This window comes from Streptomyces sp. NBC_01244 (assembly GCF_035987325.1).
Classification (GTDB): domain Bacteria; phylum Actinomycetota; class Actinomycetes; order Streptomycetales; family Streptomycetaceae; genus Streptomyces.
Map to the genome: position 1 here is coordinate 3,365,855 of NZ_CP108488.1, position 14,152 is coordinate 3,380,006.

A 14,152-nucleotide genomic window follows, 5' to 3' on the forward strand; every position below is an offset into this window, starting at 1 on the left:
GGCGATGGGGAGCGGGGTCGTACTTTCAGGGTTGGCGGATGGCGCGGTCCATAAACGCTCCGGCGCCGGTGACTTCGCCCAACGGGGTGCTGGCGGGGGCCGGAGCCGGTTCCGCGTCGCTCGCCGCGCTGCGGTACACGGCGCTGAAGGCGAGCGCGATCATCCCGAGGCCCATCACGAAGGCGAGCACCCACGCGACGGGGCGCAGCCACGGCGAGCGGCCGCGGTAGGGGCGCAGGCTGCCGCCGTACGCGCCGTAGGGGCCCTCCGCGGAGGGGGCTCCGTGGCCGTGTTCCCAGCCGGAGTCCTCGGAGTGGTAGCCGTCGGCGCCGCCGTAGGCGTACGCGTCGTAGTCCTCGTCGCCCGTCCAGCCGCCCGCGAAGGCGGCGCGGGCGGCCTCGGCCGCCTCGGCGCGCGCCCGCTCGCCGGCCCGCTGGCGCTCTGCGGCGCTCGGTTCACGGATCTCGGCGTTCCGGACGAAGTCCTCGTCGAACACCACGGAGGCGAAGTCCTTGTCCGCGCCTCCGCGGTCGTCGTCGGGCTCCCCGTCGTCCGGGAACGGTTTGCCCCCCACGTCGTCCGGCACGAGACCAGCGTAGACCTGAGGGACACCTTTGGGCAGGGCGTACGCCGAAATCCGGCCACACCGTGTTCAGACCCCGACTACCGTACGTGACCGTCGCCGGTGACGATGTACTTGGTCGAGGTGAGCTCGGGCAGCCCCATCGGGCCCCGGGCGTGCAGCTTCTGCGTGGAGATGCCGATCTCCGCGCCGAAGCCGAACTGGCCACCGTCCGTGAACCGGGTGGAGGCATTCACGGCAACCGTGGTCGAGTCGACCAGCTGGGTGAAGAGGCGCGCGGCGGCCTGCGAGGTGGTCACGATCGCCTCGGTGTGGCCGGAGGTCCAGCGGCGGATGTGGGCGACGGCCCCGTCGAGGGAGTCGACGACACCGGCGGCGATGTCGTACGAGAGGTACTCGGCGGCCCAGTCCTCGTCGGTGGCGGGGAGGGCGGTGACCTTGGAGTCCTGCGCGTACGCGAGCACCCGCTCGTCTCCGTGCACGGTCACCCCGGCGTCGGCGAGGGCGTCCAGGGCGAGCGGCAGGAAGGCGTCGGCGATGTCCCGGTGTACGAGCAGGGTCTCCGCGGAGTTGCAGACGGAGGGGCGTTGGGCCTTGGAGTTGACGAGGATGTCCACGGCCATGGCCAGGTCGGCCTCGGCGTCCACGTAGACGTGGCAGTTGCCGGTACCGGTCTCGATGACCGGGACGATGGATTCCTCGACGACGGTCTTGATGAGCGAGGCGCCGCCGCGCGGGATGAGGACGTCGACGAGGCCGCGGGCGCGCATCAGCTCGCGGACGGAGTCGCGGGACTCTCCGGGTACGAGCTGGATGGCATCGGCGGGGAGGCCGGCCGATGCGACGGCGTCGCGCAGGATGGCCACGAGGGCGGTGTTGGAGGCGTAGGCCGAGGAGGAGCCGCGCAGGAGGACGGCGTTGCCGGACTTCAGGCAGAGGGCGGCGGCGTCGACGGTGACGTTGGGGCGGGCCTCGTAGATGATGCCGACGACGCCGAGCGGGACGCGGATCTGGCGGAGGTCGATCCCGTTGGGGAGGGTGGAGCCGCGGACGACCTCGCCGACGGGGTCGGGCAGGGCCGCGACGTCACGGACGTCGGAGGCGATGGCCGCGATGCGGTCGGGGGTGAGGGTGAGACGGTCGATGACGGTCTCACTGGTTCCGGCTGCGGCCGCCTTCGCCGTGTCGACGGCGTTGGCCTCGACGATCTCGGCCGTACGGGCCTCCAGCGCGTCCGCGATGGCCAGCAGGGCCTTGTCCTTGGCGGACCGCGGGAGGGGGGCGATGGCCGCGGCGGCGGTACGGGACCGCTGCGCGGTGGCGAGGACGGGCGAGGTGGCGGCATCGAGCGAGGTCATGCGGCCAGGGTAATCCCCGTCCACCCCCGGGCCGATGGGGTTCCACCCCGCGAGACACCTTTTCGACGCGGACTGCGTCCGGCGGTGGCCCCGGTGGGCGGGTGCGGCTGGTTCTGCCCTGCGGGGCGAGGTCCCCTACCCGCCCTTCCACCGTTCCCCGGGCTACGCCCGGACCCCCTGGGGCTCCGCCCCGGCCCCCGCGCCTCAAACGCCGGCGAGGCTGAATGATGCCGCGCAGCGGCATTCATAGCCCGTCCGGCGTTTGAGGACCGGGTCCGGGCAGAGCCCGGGGAACGGGCGAAGCCCCGCCGGACCCCCACGCCGGGACGACGATGGCGGCACCGCCTACCGCCGCGTCTAATAGGGGTGCACGCCCATGGGGTGGGCCGGGGGTGGGCCGTAACCTTCGGCCACACGTTGGTGGTAGGTGGCGCGGTCGATGACTTCGAGGCCGACGATCTCCCAGGGCGGGAGGTTCGCCGAGGACCGGTGTTCCCCCCAGAGCCGCAGCGCGACGGCGGCCGCGTCGTGGAGGTCTCGGGCTTCCTCCCAGTAGCGGATTTCCGCGTGGTCGTCGGCGTAGCGGCTGGTCAGCAGGAAGGGGTGGTCGTGGGCGAGCTGCTCCAGCCCGCGGCGTACGTCGGACAGCGGCGCGGGCTTCCCGGAGACGCTCAGGGTGATGTGCCAGAGACGGGAGGCGTCCCGGTCCTCCCCGGTCCCGCCGACGTCACCGTCCCCGGTGCCGACGCTGGTCAGCGCTCGTCTCACCAGCCGCCTCCTTGGTCTGCGCTACGCGTGTCCGCCCCTCACAGTTGACCAGTCCTCGGCTCACCGCGCGGCGGTTTTACCGAACCTCAGCCCTGCAGCAGGACCAGATCGTCGCGGTGGACGACCTCCCGCTCGTACTCGGGTCCGAGTTCCCGCGCGAGCTCGCGCGTGGAGCGGCCGAGGAGCTGCGGGAGCTCCTTGGCGTCGAAGTTGACGAGGCCGCGCGCCACTGCCCGGCCGTCGGCCGAGCGCAGTTCCACGGGGTCCCCGGCGACGAAGTCGCCCTCGACCGAGGCGATGCCGGCGGGCAGGAGCGAGCTTCCGCGTTCGGTCACCGCGCGGACGGCTCCCTCGTCCAGGACGAGGTGTCCCTGGGGGGTCGAGGCGTGCTGGAGCCACAGGAGCCGGTCCGTCGAGCGGCGTCCGGTGGAGTGGAAGAGGGTGCCGGTGGCCCGCCCGGCCAGGGCGTCCGCGGCCTGGCTCGCCGAGGTGAGCACGACCGGGATGCCGGCGGCCGCGGCGATGCGCGCCGCCTCGACCTTGGTGGCCATGCCGCCGGTGCCGACGCCCGCCTTGCCGACGCTGCCGATGGTGACGTGGGCGATGTCCTCGGGGCCGTGCACCTCGTCGATGCGGCTGGTGCCGGGCTGGGACGGGTCGCCGTCGTAGAGGCCGTCGACGTCCGAGAGCAGGACGAGGAGGTCGGCGCGGACCAGGTGGGCCACGAGTGCGGCGAGGCGGTCGTTGTCGCCGAAGCGGATCTCGTCGGTGGCGACGGTGTCGTTCTCGTTGACGACGGGCAGCGCCCCCATGGCCAGGAGCTGGTCCAGGGTCCGGTAGGCGTTGCGGTAGTGCGCGCGCCGGCTCGTGTCGTCGGTGGTGAGGAGCACCTGGCCGACGCGTACGCCGTACCGGGCGAAGGAAGCGGTGTAGCGGGCGACGAGCAGGCCCTGGCCGACGCTCGCGGCGGCCTGCTGGCGGGCCAGGTCGGTGGGGCGGCGGCGCAGGCCGAGCGGGGAGAGTCCGGCGGCGATGGCTCCGCTGGAGACCAGGACGATCTCCTTCTCGCCGCCGCTGCGCGCCTTGGCCAGTACGTCGACCAGCGCGTCCACCCGGTCGGCGTCGAGTCCGCCGGCCGCCGTGGTCAGGGAGGAGGAGCCGACCTTGACCACGATCCTGCGCGCGTCGAGCACGTCCTGCCTAGCCGCTGACACTTCTGTCCCCTGACCCTTGACCCTCGCCGAATGACCCTCGCCGAACAGGAACCTGCGCACCTGCCCGCCCAATCTACGGGGTGCCCGGGCGGGGCCGCCCTCCGGTTTCAGACCGTGGACGCGCTCTGGGCCTGCTCCGGTTCTCCGGCCGCGTCGGCCGTCCCGGGAATGAGGATCTTGCGGGAGATGACGAAGGTGAAGGGGATCGCCACGACGGCCGCGACCAGCGGCGCGATCTTGGTGTTCATGCCGGCCCAGCTCACCAGGGCGTACAGGCCGACGGACTGGACCACGAAGTTCGTGATGTTGGTCAGCGGGAAGAGCAGGAACTTCTTCCAGGTCGGCCGGGTCCGGTAGGTGAAGTAGGTGTTCATGAAGAACGAGCCGACCATCGCCAGCACGAAGGCGAGGGAGTAGGCGGCGAAGTACGGCATCCACGGGTGCAGGAGCAGGTAGAGGACGTAGAAGGTTCCGGTGTTGACCCCGCCGACCAGACCGAACCGGACGATCTGGCCGAGCTGGGTCTTCCGGTCGGTGGCGGGCCGCCCGTCCGTCGTGCGGGACATCAGTTGCTTCGCTCGGCGATCACGGCCTCGGCCTCCGGCAGCTGCGCGTCGCGGATGTCGGTGGGGTTGCCCGTCCGGTCGGTGCCGTGCGACTCCTTCACCAGGAAGTGCGGCCGGCGCTTGGTCTCGTAGTAGATGCGGCCGATGTACTCGCCGATCAGGCCCAGCATGATCATCTGAACGCCGCCCAGGCCCGCGATGAGCGCCACGATCGTGACGTAACCCGGGGACTCCACCCCGTTGGTCATCGCCATGACGGTGATGAACAGGGCGTAGAGCACCGTCAGGGCCACCAGCGACACGCCCGACCAGATGCCGATGCGCAGCGGCCGGTTGTTGAACGAGATGAGCCCGTCCATGCCGTAGTTCAGCAGGGCGCCGAACTTCCACTTCGTCTCGCCGGCCTCGCGCTGCGCGTTGCGGTAGTCGAAGTGGACCGTGTCGAAGCCGATCCAGGAGAACAGGCCCTTGGAGAAGCGGTTGTACTCGGGCAGCGACAGCAGCGCGTCCACGGCCGGGCGGGACAGCAGCCGGAAGTCGCCGACGCCGTCGGTGAGCTCCACGTCGACCCAGCGGTTGACGCCCCGGTAGTAGAGGCGGCTCAGCGCCGAGCGGAGCTTCTTGTCCCCTTCGCGGGTGCGGCGGGCGATGATCTGGTCGTGGCCCTGCCGGTAGTAGTCGAGCATGGTGGCGATGAGCTCCGGCGGGTGCTGGAGGTCCGCGTCCATGATGACCACGGCGTCGCCGGTGGCCTCGCGCAGGCCCGCGAGCATGCCGGCCTCCTTGCCGAAGTTCCGGCTGAAGGAGACGTACCGGGTCCGGTCCGTGTGCTGCGCCGCGATCTTGCGGAGCTTTTCGAGGGTTCCGTCGCGGCTGCCGTCATCGACGTAGCAGACCTCGTACTCGACGGGCAGAGCATCCAGAACCTTGCGGATCTCCGTGTCGAAGCTGTCGATGACAGCTTCCTCGTTGTAGCAAGGGACTACTACCGACAGCTTCATGAACACTTCCTGCGGTCCGAACGGGTGGATTACGGCGACCGGACCTGCCACTCACCTCTCATAGAAGTATGCACGCCGGTGGGAGCGCTGCCGGGGGTGAGTGCGGCACACGGTAGCTTTAACGGGATAAGCGCAATGAAACAGAGGGATCGAGGTGCACGTGCCTGACGTCTCCGTGGTCGTCATCGTCTACAACGACGCAGAGCGTCTTCCGGCAGCAGTCCAGTCGGTGTTGGACCAGACCCTGCACGGGGTCGAAGTCGTGATCGTCGACGACTGCAGCAAGGACGGGTCCTACGCGGTCGCCCAGAAGCTCGAGACCGCGCATCCGGGGAGGGTGCGCGCCTTCCAGCTGCCGGAGAACAGCGGGGGCTGCGGCGCCCCGCGCAATCACGGCATCCAGCAGGCCACCGGAACGTACGTCATGTTCCTGGACAGCGATGACGTACTGGAACGCAACGCCTGCCGCAACATGCTGGACGCCGCCGAGCGGACCGGGTCCGACCTGGTTTCGGGCATGTGCGTCAGGGTCCACCTCGACAGCCGTTCGGGCAAGACCACCGAGTGGTATCCGTGGATCTACTCGCGCACCCGCACGCTCGAGTCGATCACCGAGTACCCCGACCTGCTGGTCTACGACACCCTCTCCACGAACAAGTGCTACCGGCGCGCGTTCCTGCTGGAGCAGGGCCTCGAGTTCCCGGTCGGCATCCACTACGAGGACCTGCTCTTCTCCGCACAGGCCTACGTCGCCGCCCGCCGCATCACGCTCATCCCGAACCACGTTTACTACTGGAACGTGATCGAGAAGGCCTCGGCGAAGTCGATCAGCAACCGGCGCCACGAGATCGAGAACTTCGTCCACCGGATGGAGATCCACCGCCGCGTCGACGAACTGCTGGCGGCCAGGGGCCACGCGGAGATCAAGTCCGCGAAGGACATCAAGTTCCTCAAGCACGACCTGGTGCTCCACCTGCGGGACCTGCCCCTGCTCGATGACGCCTACCGCCAGGAGTTCGCCCGGCTCGCCAACGGCTATCTGGCCGGCATCGACCCGGCCGCGTACGACAGCGTCAGCAACCTCCAGGCCATCTGCGCCTACCTGCTCGGCAAGGAGGACTGGGACAACCTCCTGCCCGCCGCCGACGCCATGACCAACCAGGGCCGGCTCACCTCCCCGCTCGCCGAGCGGTACGGGCGCGTCTACTGGTGCGAACAGCACATCGACGGCCCCGACGCCGAGACGGCCCGCCGGATACTGGACGTCACCAACCAGCCCTACGCCGGTGCGCCGCTCTCCTCCCTCACGCTGGGCAACCGCCTGACCGCGTACGAGGACGACGGCCGCGGCACCGTGACCCTGTCGGGTGCCGTGGTGAACCCGCTCGGCCGGATCCGCCCGGACGTGGAGCTGAAGGCCTCGCTGGAGTTCCGCGCCCGCCGTCAGATCGGCGTCCGCTCCTTCAGCTTCCCGGTGGCAACCGTTCGGCACGCCGGCGACACGATCGAGTGGCAGACCACGGCCGACATCGGCAGCACCGTCCGCCCGCTCGGCATCATCGACGCGGTCTGGGACGTACGCCTGAAGCTGACGGCCGGCCCCGACCGGCTCACCACCCGCGTCTCCGTCGGCGGGGCCGACCTGGAGAAGGCGGCCCGGCTGCGCGTGCGCCCGAGGCTGACCCGGCTGGTCTCCGACCGCTTCGAGCCGGAGATGACCAAGAAGGGCAACCTCTCCTACGTCCTGACCGCCGAGGGCGCCGCCGCCGTGCGCACCCAGACGCTGATCGACGGCGCGATGCACGGCAAGGCCGCCGGAATGGTCAAGCGGAGCCTTCGCAAGGCCCTGCGGGCACGGCGCAACTTCGGCTCGGGCGAGCAGAAGGTGAAGGTCTACCACGAGGTCTTCTCGAAGCTGCCCATCAAGAAGGGCACGGTCGTCTTCGAGAGCCACATGGGCAAGCAGTACAGCGACAGCCCGCGGGCGATCTACGAGGAGCTGGTGCGCTCCGGCGCTCAGATCGAGGCGATCTGGTCCTACGCGGGCGCCAAGCCCACCGGCTTCCCCCCGGAGGCCACCCTGGTGCGGCGCTGGAGCTGGGCCTACCTGCGGGCGCTGGCGCAGGCCGAGTACTGGATCGACAACCAGGGCTTCCCGCTGGCGCTGACCAAGCGCCCCGGGACCACGTACATCCAGACCTGGCACGGCTCGGCGCTCAAGCGCATGGGCTTCCACGAGCCCCGCACCAAGGCGCAGGACCGTGCCGGCCAGGGCCGCTTCCAGGCGGCCATCGACCGCTTCGACCACTTCCTGATCCGCTCCGAGCACGACGCCCGCACCCTCGCCAAGGGTTTCCGGCTGCGTGACGAGGTGCTGCTGCGTACCGGCTACCCGCGCAACGACGCCCTGGTCGCGGCCCACCGTGCCGAGGCGAACAGTGGCGAGCGGGTCCGAGGCGCCCTGGCGGGCGAGTTCGGGATCGACCCGGAGAAGAAGGTGCTGCTGTACGCGCCGACCTTCCGGGCGAAGGCGGACGGCACGGTGGAGGGCTTCAAGTTCCCCTTCGACGTGGAGGAGTTCGCCGACCGGCTCGGCGACCGCTTCACGCTGCTGGTGCGCACCCACTACCTCAACAACGTCACGCTGCCGCCGTCGGTCGCGGGCCGGGTCATCGACGTGTCCCGCCACCACGACATCACACCGCTGCTGGCGCTCGCCGACGGGCTGATCACCGACTACTCGTCCGTGATGTTCGACTACGCGGTCCTGGACCGGCCGATGCTGTTCTTCGCGTACGACTACGAGAAGTACGCGAACGACATCCGCGGCACGTACTTCGACCTCAAGGAGAAGGCCCCGGGCCCGGTGGTCGCCACCGCGGACGAGCTGCTCCAGGCCCTCGCCGCCTTCGACGAGGCGGATGCCAAGTACGCCGAGGCGCGCCAGCGTTTCCTCGCCGAGTTCGGCGAGTACGACCGCGGGGACGCGGCCCGCCGGATCGTCGAGAAGTTCTTCACCAGGAGCGGCAAGTGAGCCAGCAGACTTCCACCGCACCGCAGAGCCCCGGCGAGGCCGCCGGCGGTCGTGACATCTTCCTCGTCTCCAACAGCGTGGACGAGCTCGGTGGCGTGACCACCTGGTCGCACCAGATGGCCAGGCTGTTCAGCGACCGCGGACACCGGGTCCACGTCATCGGCATCACCCCCGTCGCCGAGGAGCTCCGCCAGCAGCTCCCGGCGGACCTTCCCTACGCGGTGACCACGCTGTACGACTCCCACCCGGCGGCGGCCCGCGCGCTGCACGGCATCAAGGGCCGGCTCAACGCGCCCGAACGGCGCCGCCAGGCGGCCCGCCGGGCGACGATGCAGGCCAAGGCGGACCGGCTGGGCGAGCTGATGCAAGCGGCCCGCCCCGGCGCCGTGGTGATCGTCACACAGGTCTGGGCGATGGAGTGGGTGGCCCTCGCCGACACCAAGGGCTGCACGCTCATCGGCATGAGCCACGAGTCCTTCGAGGCCAGCAACAAGTCCTCCCGGGGCCAGCGGGTCCGCCGGTACTACCGGGAGGTCGACCGCATGCTCGTGCTGACCCCCGAGGACGCGGACCTCTGGATCCGCTCGGGCATGGAGAACGTCTCCAGCATGCCGAACCCGCTGCCGTTCATGCCCGACTCCCCCGCCCCGCGCACCGAGAAGGTCGTGGCGAGCGTCGGCCGCCTCGCCTTCGAGAAGGGCGTGGATCTGCTGCTCGACGCGTGGGCGGACGCCGCCCCGCACCACCCCGGCTGGGTCCTGCGGATCTACGGGGCCGGCGTGGAGGAGGCGACCCTGCGGGCGCACGCCGCCGGGCTGGGCCTGGAGGACTCCGTGGAGTGGATGGGCAGCACCAGCGACGTGCTGGGCGCGCTGAACGGAGCCTCCGTCTTCGCTCAGGCCTCACGCGCCGAAGGGTTCCCGATCACGCTGCTGGAGGCGATGGCTGCGGGCGTGCCGGTGGCCGCCTTCGACTGCGCGCCGGGCGTCCGGGAGATCGTGACGCACGGCGAGGACGGGCTGCTGGCCCGGCTCGGCAACACGATGGAGCTCGGCGGACAGCTGGACCGGCTGATGGCGGGCCGCGAGCTGCGCGACCGGCTCGGCGACGCCGCCTTCCACAATGTGCAGCGGTTCTCCAGCGTCGAGATCACCGACCGGTGGGAAGAGCTGTTCTCCTTCCTGGAGCGCTGAGCACGACAGAAGCCGCCCGCCCCGGAATCGACCGGGGCGGGCGGCTTCGTACGTTCTCCCTGTTTCAGGCCTTGCGGTGGGACTCCCAGCCCTCCCAGGCCGAGGTGATCATCTCGCGCACGTCGTGGCGGGCCTTCCAGCCCAGCTCCGCCGAGATCCGGTCGGCGGAGGCGACGACCTTCGCCGGGTCGCCGGCGCGGCGCGGGGAGACCGCGGGCGCGTAGGCGGGGTCGGTGTGCCCGGTGGCCTCGTTCACCAGCTCGACCATTTCGCGGACGGAGACGCCCTCGCCGCGGCCGATGTTGACGGTGAGGTCCTTGTACTCGCCCTGCGCGCCCCATTCGACGAGCTTGCGGGCGGCCACCACGTGGGCCTCCGCGAGGTCGGCGACGTGGATGTAATCGCGGATGCAGGTGCCGTCCGGGGTCGCGTAGTCGTCGCCGAAGATCCGGGCGCCCTCGCCCTTGTCGAACCGCTCGAAGATCATCGGGACCAGGTTGAAGACACCGGTGTCGGCGAGCTCGGGGGTCGCGGCGCCGGCCACGTTGAAGTAGCGCAGGCACGCGGTGGAGATGCCGTGTGCCTTGCCCGCGGCGCGGACCAGCCATTCGCCCGCCAGCTTCGTCTCGCCGTAGGGGCTCAGCGGCAGGCACGGGGTGTCCTCGGTGACGAGGTCCACGTCCGGCATCCCGTACACGGAGGCGGAGGAGGAGAAGAGGAAGTTGCGCACGCCCGCGGCGGCGACGGCCTGGAGCAGGACGGTGAGGCCGCCCACGTTCTCCTCGTAGTAGTGCAGCGGCTTCTCGACGGACTCGCCGACCTGCTTCTTGCCCGCGAGGTGGACCACGCCGGTGATCCGGTGCCGGGCGAAGGTCTCGTCCAGGACCTGCCGGTCGAGCACGGAACCGACCACCAGCGGGACACCCTCCGGGACGCGGTCGGCGTTGCCGGTGGAGAGGTCGTCCAGCACCACGACCTCCTCACCCGCAAGCAGCATCGCGCGGACGACGTGCGCCCCGATGTAACCGGCACCACCAGTGATCAGAAACGTCATGCGTGTCTCCTCAGTTCTCTTTCGTGCTTCTCGTCCGGCTCTCGACCGGCTTCCGGTCCCGGCTGCCGGAGCGGCCGGGTCCCGCTCTAGCCGCGGACTATGCGGGCCCGGTTGAACCGGTGGCGGGCCAGGCTCATGACGCCCGTGGCACCGGGCGCGAGCCTCAGCGCGAGCGATCCCCCGGTCGTGCGGTAGGGCTGCGCCAACAGCACACCGTACCGGCTGCTGGGCAGCACCCGCCGGTGGAGCAGGCGGCGCAGGGGGCGCGGGGAGGTGAGGACGGAGCTCCCGTCGGCGCACTCCACGCTCAGCTTCACGTCCCACGCCTGCAGGCCCCGCCGGCCCTCGCCCCGTCCGAGGCTCGCCAGCGTGGTGAGCCGGAAGGGCAGCTCCGCGGTCCACCCGTCGCCGTCCGCGGCGGGGACCAGCTCCACCGGCTCGGCGACCAGCAGCTCGCCCAGGTCGCCCCGGGGCTGAAAACGCAGCTGAATGGTGCGCGGGCCGGCCGCGGCGAGCCGCCCGTACAGGTCGTTCACCCGGATCCGGAGCCCGGCGAAGCCGCTCGGCTCGGCATCGATGGTGAGGGGCAGCTCGGCCGTCTGCAGCTTGTCCAGCCCGTCCAGCTCCACCGGGAGCGATTCGCTCCAGACCGGCGCTCCGGAGGGGCCGGTCGCGTACGGGGGCAGCAGGCGGGGCGGGTCGGCGGCGAAGCGGGTCAGCCGCAGCAGGTCGGCGGGGGCGGGCGGCGCCTCGGTGGCGAGCAGCACCCGGACGATCCAGCGGGCGTGCGCCCCGGAGGCCTCGATGTCGGCTTCGGAGAACCCGGCGACGTAGTCACGGGTCAGCGTCCACCAGGCGGCCTGGTAGTCGGGGTCCTGGCCGAGCTCGCGCAGGTACATGCGCAGGTCGTACTCCAGGAACTTGACCTGGCAGGCCCGGCCCAGCTCGGGCGAGGAGTCGGCCATGAGGCGGGAGGCCACCCGGTGGGCCTCCACGCGGGCACTCCAGTTGCCGACGTCCTTGCGGTCCAGGGAGATGGAGACCTGGGCGGCGTTGCGCCGTACGTGCCACACGTAGACGAGGTCGCCGATCACCGCGATGCGGGGGCGGGCCGCCAGCACGCGGGCGGTGAACACGAAGTCCTCGTAGATGAACCGGCCGTCCGGGAAGCGGATCCCGTACATGTCCAGGAAGGCCCGCTCGTACAGCTTGTTGACGCAGAGGGTGTCGCGGACCAGCTCCGGCCGGTCCGCCGGGCGGTCGATGACCTCGCCGGGCGTGTACAGACCGGGCACCCAGGGCACGTCGCGGCTCTCGGGCAGTTCGCGGCGGACGCAGGAGCCGACCGTGACCGGCGACCGGTGCTCGCCGGCCGCGCGCACCAGGGCGTCGATCGCCCCGGCGGGCAGGACGTCGTCGCTGTCCAGGAACATGACGTACGGGGCGGTCGCGACCGCGATGCCGTCGTTGCGGGGGGTGCCGCAGCCGCCGCTGTTCTCCGTGCGGTGCACGACCTTCACGCGGGGGTGAACGGCCGCCAGCTCGTCCAGCACCCGGGCGGTGCCGTCGCTGGACGCGTCGTTGACGGCGATGACCTCGGCGACCACCGGCCCCTGGGCGAGCGCCGAGGAGACGGCCTGACCGACGAGCTCGGCGTCGTTGTACGCGATCACGACGACGGCGACTGTGGGGGTATGGGTGCTCGTCACCCATGGATCCTAGGCCACCTGGGTAAACGCGGCCTTAAGACGGGCCACCCGAACGGGGGATAACCGGAATCCTGTGACGTGCCTGTGACGACGGCCGGAGACCCGGCCGTCGCCCTTGGCTACGGGGCCTGTCAGAAGGGACGGAACTCGTCGTATTCCTTCTGGGCGGAATCCCGCTCGGCTTCCTTCTCCTTGCGGCGCGTGGTCGCCGGACGCGGCGCCTCCAGACGGTGGTCCTCACCGCGGCGGCCCAGCATCTCGGCGCCGGCCATCATGGTCGGCTCCCAGTCGAACACGACCGCGTTCTCGTCGGAACCGATGGCGACGCCGTCACCCGCACGGGCACCGGCCTTCTTCAGCGCCGCCTCGACACCGAGGCGGTTGAGCCGGTCGGCGAGGTAGCCGACGGCCTCGTCGATGTTGAAGTCGGTCTGGCGGACCCAGCGCTCCGGCTTCTCGCCGCGCACGCGGTACACGTCCTCCGCCTCGTCGTAGGCGATGGTGAAGCCCGAGTCGTCCACGGCCTTCGGACGGATGACGATGCGGGTCGCCTCCTGCTTCGGCGTACGGGCGCGGAACTTCGCGATGACCTCGGCGAGGAAGTAGGACAGCTCCTTGAGACCCGTACGGGAGACCGCGGAGACCTCGAAGACCTTGTAGCCGCGGGCCTCGAGGTCCGGGCGGACGATGTCGGCGAGGTCCTGGCCGTCGGGGATGTCGACCTTGTTGAGGACGACGAGGCGCGGACGCTTCTCCAGGCCGCCGCCGTAGAGCTTCAGCTCCTCCTCGATGGCGTCGAGGTCGGCGAGCGGGTCGCGGTCGGACTCCAGGGTGGCGGTGTCCAGGACGTGCACGAGGATCGAGCAGCGCTCGACGTGGCGCAGGAACTCCAGGCCGAGGCCCTTGCCCTGGCTGGCGCCGGGGATGAGGCCCGGGACGTCGGCGATCGTGTAGACCGTCGAGCCGGCGGTGACGACGCCCAGGTTCGGGACGAGGGTGGTGAAGGGGTAGTCGGCGATCTTCGGCTTGGCCGCGGAGAGCACCGAGATCAGCGAGGACTTGCCGGCGCTCGGGAAGCCGACCAGCGCCACGTCGGCGACGGTCTTGAGCTCCAGGACGACGTCGCCGCCGGTGCCGGGTACGCCGAGGAGCGCGAAGCCGGGCGCCTTGCGGCGGGCGGAGGAGAGCGCCGCGTTGCCGAGGCCGCCGCGGCCGCCCTCGGCGGCCACGTAGGTGGTGCCCTGGCCGACGAGGTCGGCGAGGACGTTGCCCTCCTTGTCGAGGACGACGGTGCCGTCCGGCACCGGCAGGATCATGTCCTCGCCGTCCTTGCCGGAACGGTTGTCGCCCGCGCCGGGCTTGCCGTTGGTGGCCTTGCGGTGGGGGCTGTGGTGGTACTCCAGCAGGGTGGTGATCGACTGCTCCACCACCAGGATGACGTCGCCGCCACGGCCGCCGTTGCCGCCATCGGGGCCGCCGAGCGGCTTGAACTTCTCCCGGTGAACGGAGGCGCAGCCGTGGCCCCCGTTACCCGCGGCGACGTGCAGCTCGACGCGGTCCACGAAGGTGGTCATGGTTGTTCCTCCAGATACAGCGGGAATATCCCGGAAAGCCCGGGGGGTAGGCCTTGCTACCCATTAAACGTGTCTATGTGACAACGCGCCGAGGGCGG

Annotated in this window: 11 protein-coding genes; 2 read left to right on the forward strand and 9 right to left on the reverse strand. The window is 70.8% G+C overall.

Features of this window, described 5'->3' with window-relative positions; translation table 11 throughout:
• Positions 1-25: 25 nt before the first annotated feature.
• The 6 genes from OG247_RS15000 to OG247_RS15025 all read right to left on the reverse strand — a co-directional run bounded on the left by OG247_RS15000 (position 26) and on the right by OG247_RS15025 (position 5,490).
• Complete coding sequence (locus OG247_RS15000; protein ID WP_327252719.1) at positions 26-586, reverse strand: SCO2584 family spore wall biosynthesis protein; 561 nt, start codon at positions 584-586, stop codon at positions 26-28.
• 77 nt (positions 587-663) lie between these two features.
• Positions 664-1,941 (reverse strand): glutamate-5-semialdehyde dehydrogenase, encoded by a 1,278-nt coding sequence (locus tag OG247_RS15005; protein WP_327252720.1) that lies wholly within the window; start codon positions 1,939-1,941, stop codon positions 664-666.
• Between the two features lie 357 nt (positions 1,942-2,298).
• Positions 2,299-2,709 carry a hypothetical protein gene (locus OG247_RS15010; protein WP_442813288.1) on the reverse strand — a complete coding sequence of 137 codons (411 nt, stop codon included), beginning with the start codon at positions 2,707-2,709 and terminating at the stop codon, positions 2,299-2,301.
• An 86-nt stretch (positions 2,710-2,795) separates the two neighbouring features.
• Positions 2,796-3,923: a glutamate 5-kinase gene (gene proB / locus OG247_RS15015; protein ID WP_327252721.1), complete on the reverse strand. Its 1,128-nt coding sequence runs from the start codon at positions 3,921-3,923 to the stop codon at positions 2,796-2,798.
• Between the two features lie 107 nt (positions 3,924-4,030).
• Positions 4,031-4,489: a GtrA family protein gene (locus tag OG247_RS15020; RefSeq protein WP_327252722.1), complete on the reverse strand. Its 459-nt coding sequence runs from the start codon at positions 4,487-4,489 to the stop codon at positions 4,031-4,033.
• A complete protein-coding gene (locus OG247_RS15025) occupies positions 4,489-5,490 on the reverse strand; it encodes a glycosyltransferase family 2 protein (RefSeq protein WP_327252723.1) in 1,002 nt (333 codons plus the stop codon). Before OG247_RS15025 ends, OG247_RS15020 begins: the two co-directional genes overlap by 1 nt.
• Positions 5,491-5,644: 154 nt before the next feature.
• Between OG247_RS15025 and OG247_RS15030 the strand changes: the two genes are divergently transcribed.
• The gene (locus OG247_RS15030; protein WP_327252724.1) at positions 5,645-8,524 is read left to right on the forward strand and encodes a bifunctional glycosyltransferase/CDP-glycerol:glycerophosphate glycerophosphotransferase; all 2,880 of its coding nucleotides are present in this window, start codon (positions 5,645-5,647) and stop codon (positions 8,522-8,524) included.
• A complete protein-coding gene (locus OG247_RS15035; RefSeq protein ID WP_327252725.1) occupies positions 8,521-9,717 on the forward strand; it encodes a glycosyltransferase in 1,197 nt (398 codons plus the stop codon). The genes OG247_RS15030 and OG247_RS15035 overlap by 4 nt, the downstream gene beginning before the upstream one ends.
• 64 nt (positions 9,718-9,781) lie before the next feature.
• Here the strand turns inward: OG247_RS15035 and galE are convergent, their stop codons facing one another.
• From galE to obgE, 3 genes are all read right to left on the reverse strand, one after another.
• Positions 9,782-10,771 carry a UDP-glucose 4-epimerase GalE gene (gene galE, locus OG247_RS15040; protein WP_327252726.1) on the reverse strand — a complete coding sequence of 330 codons (990 nt, stop codon included), beginning with the start codon at positions 10,769-10,771 and terminating at the stop codon, positions 9,782-9,784.
• An 86-nt stretch (positions 10,772-10,857) separates the two neighbouring features.
• Positions 10,858-12,480 (reverse strand): glycosyltransferase family 2 protein, encoded by a 1,623-nt coding sequence (locus OG247_RS15045; RefSeq protein WP_327252727.1) that lies wholly within the window; start codon positions 12,478-12,480, stop codon positions 10,858-10,860.
• Positions 12,481-12,611: 131 nt separating this feature from the next.
• On the reverse strand, positions 12,612-14,054 hold the full coding sequence (obgE, locus tag OG247_RS15050; protein ID WP_327252728.1) for a GTPase ObgE: 1,443 nt from the start codon (positions 14,052-14,054) through the stop codon (positions 12,612-12,614).
• Positions 14,055-14,152 lie beyond the last annotated feature (98 nt).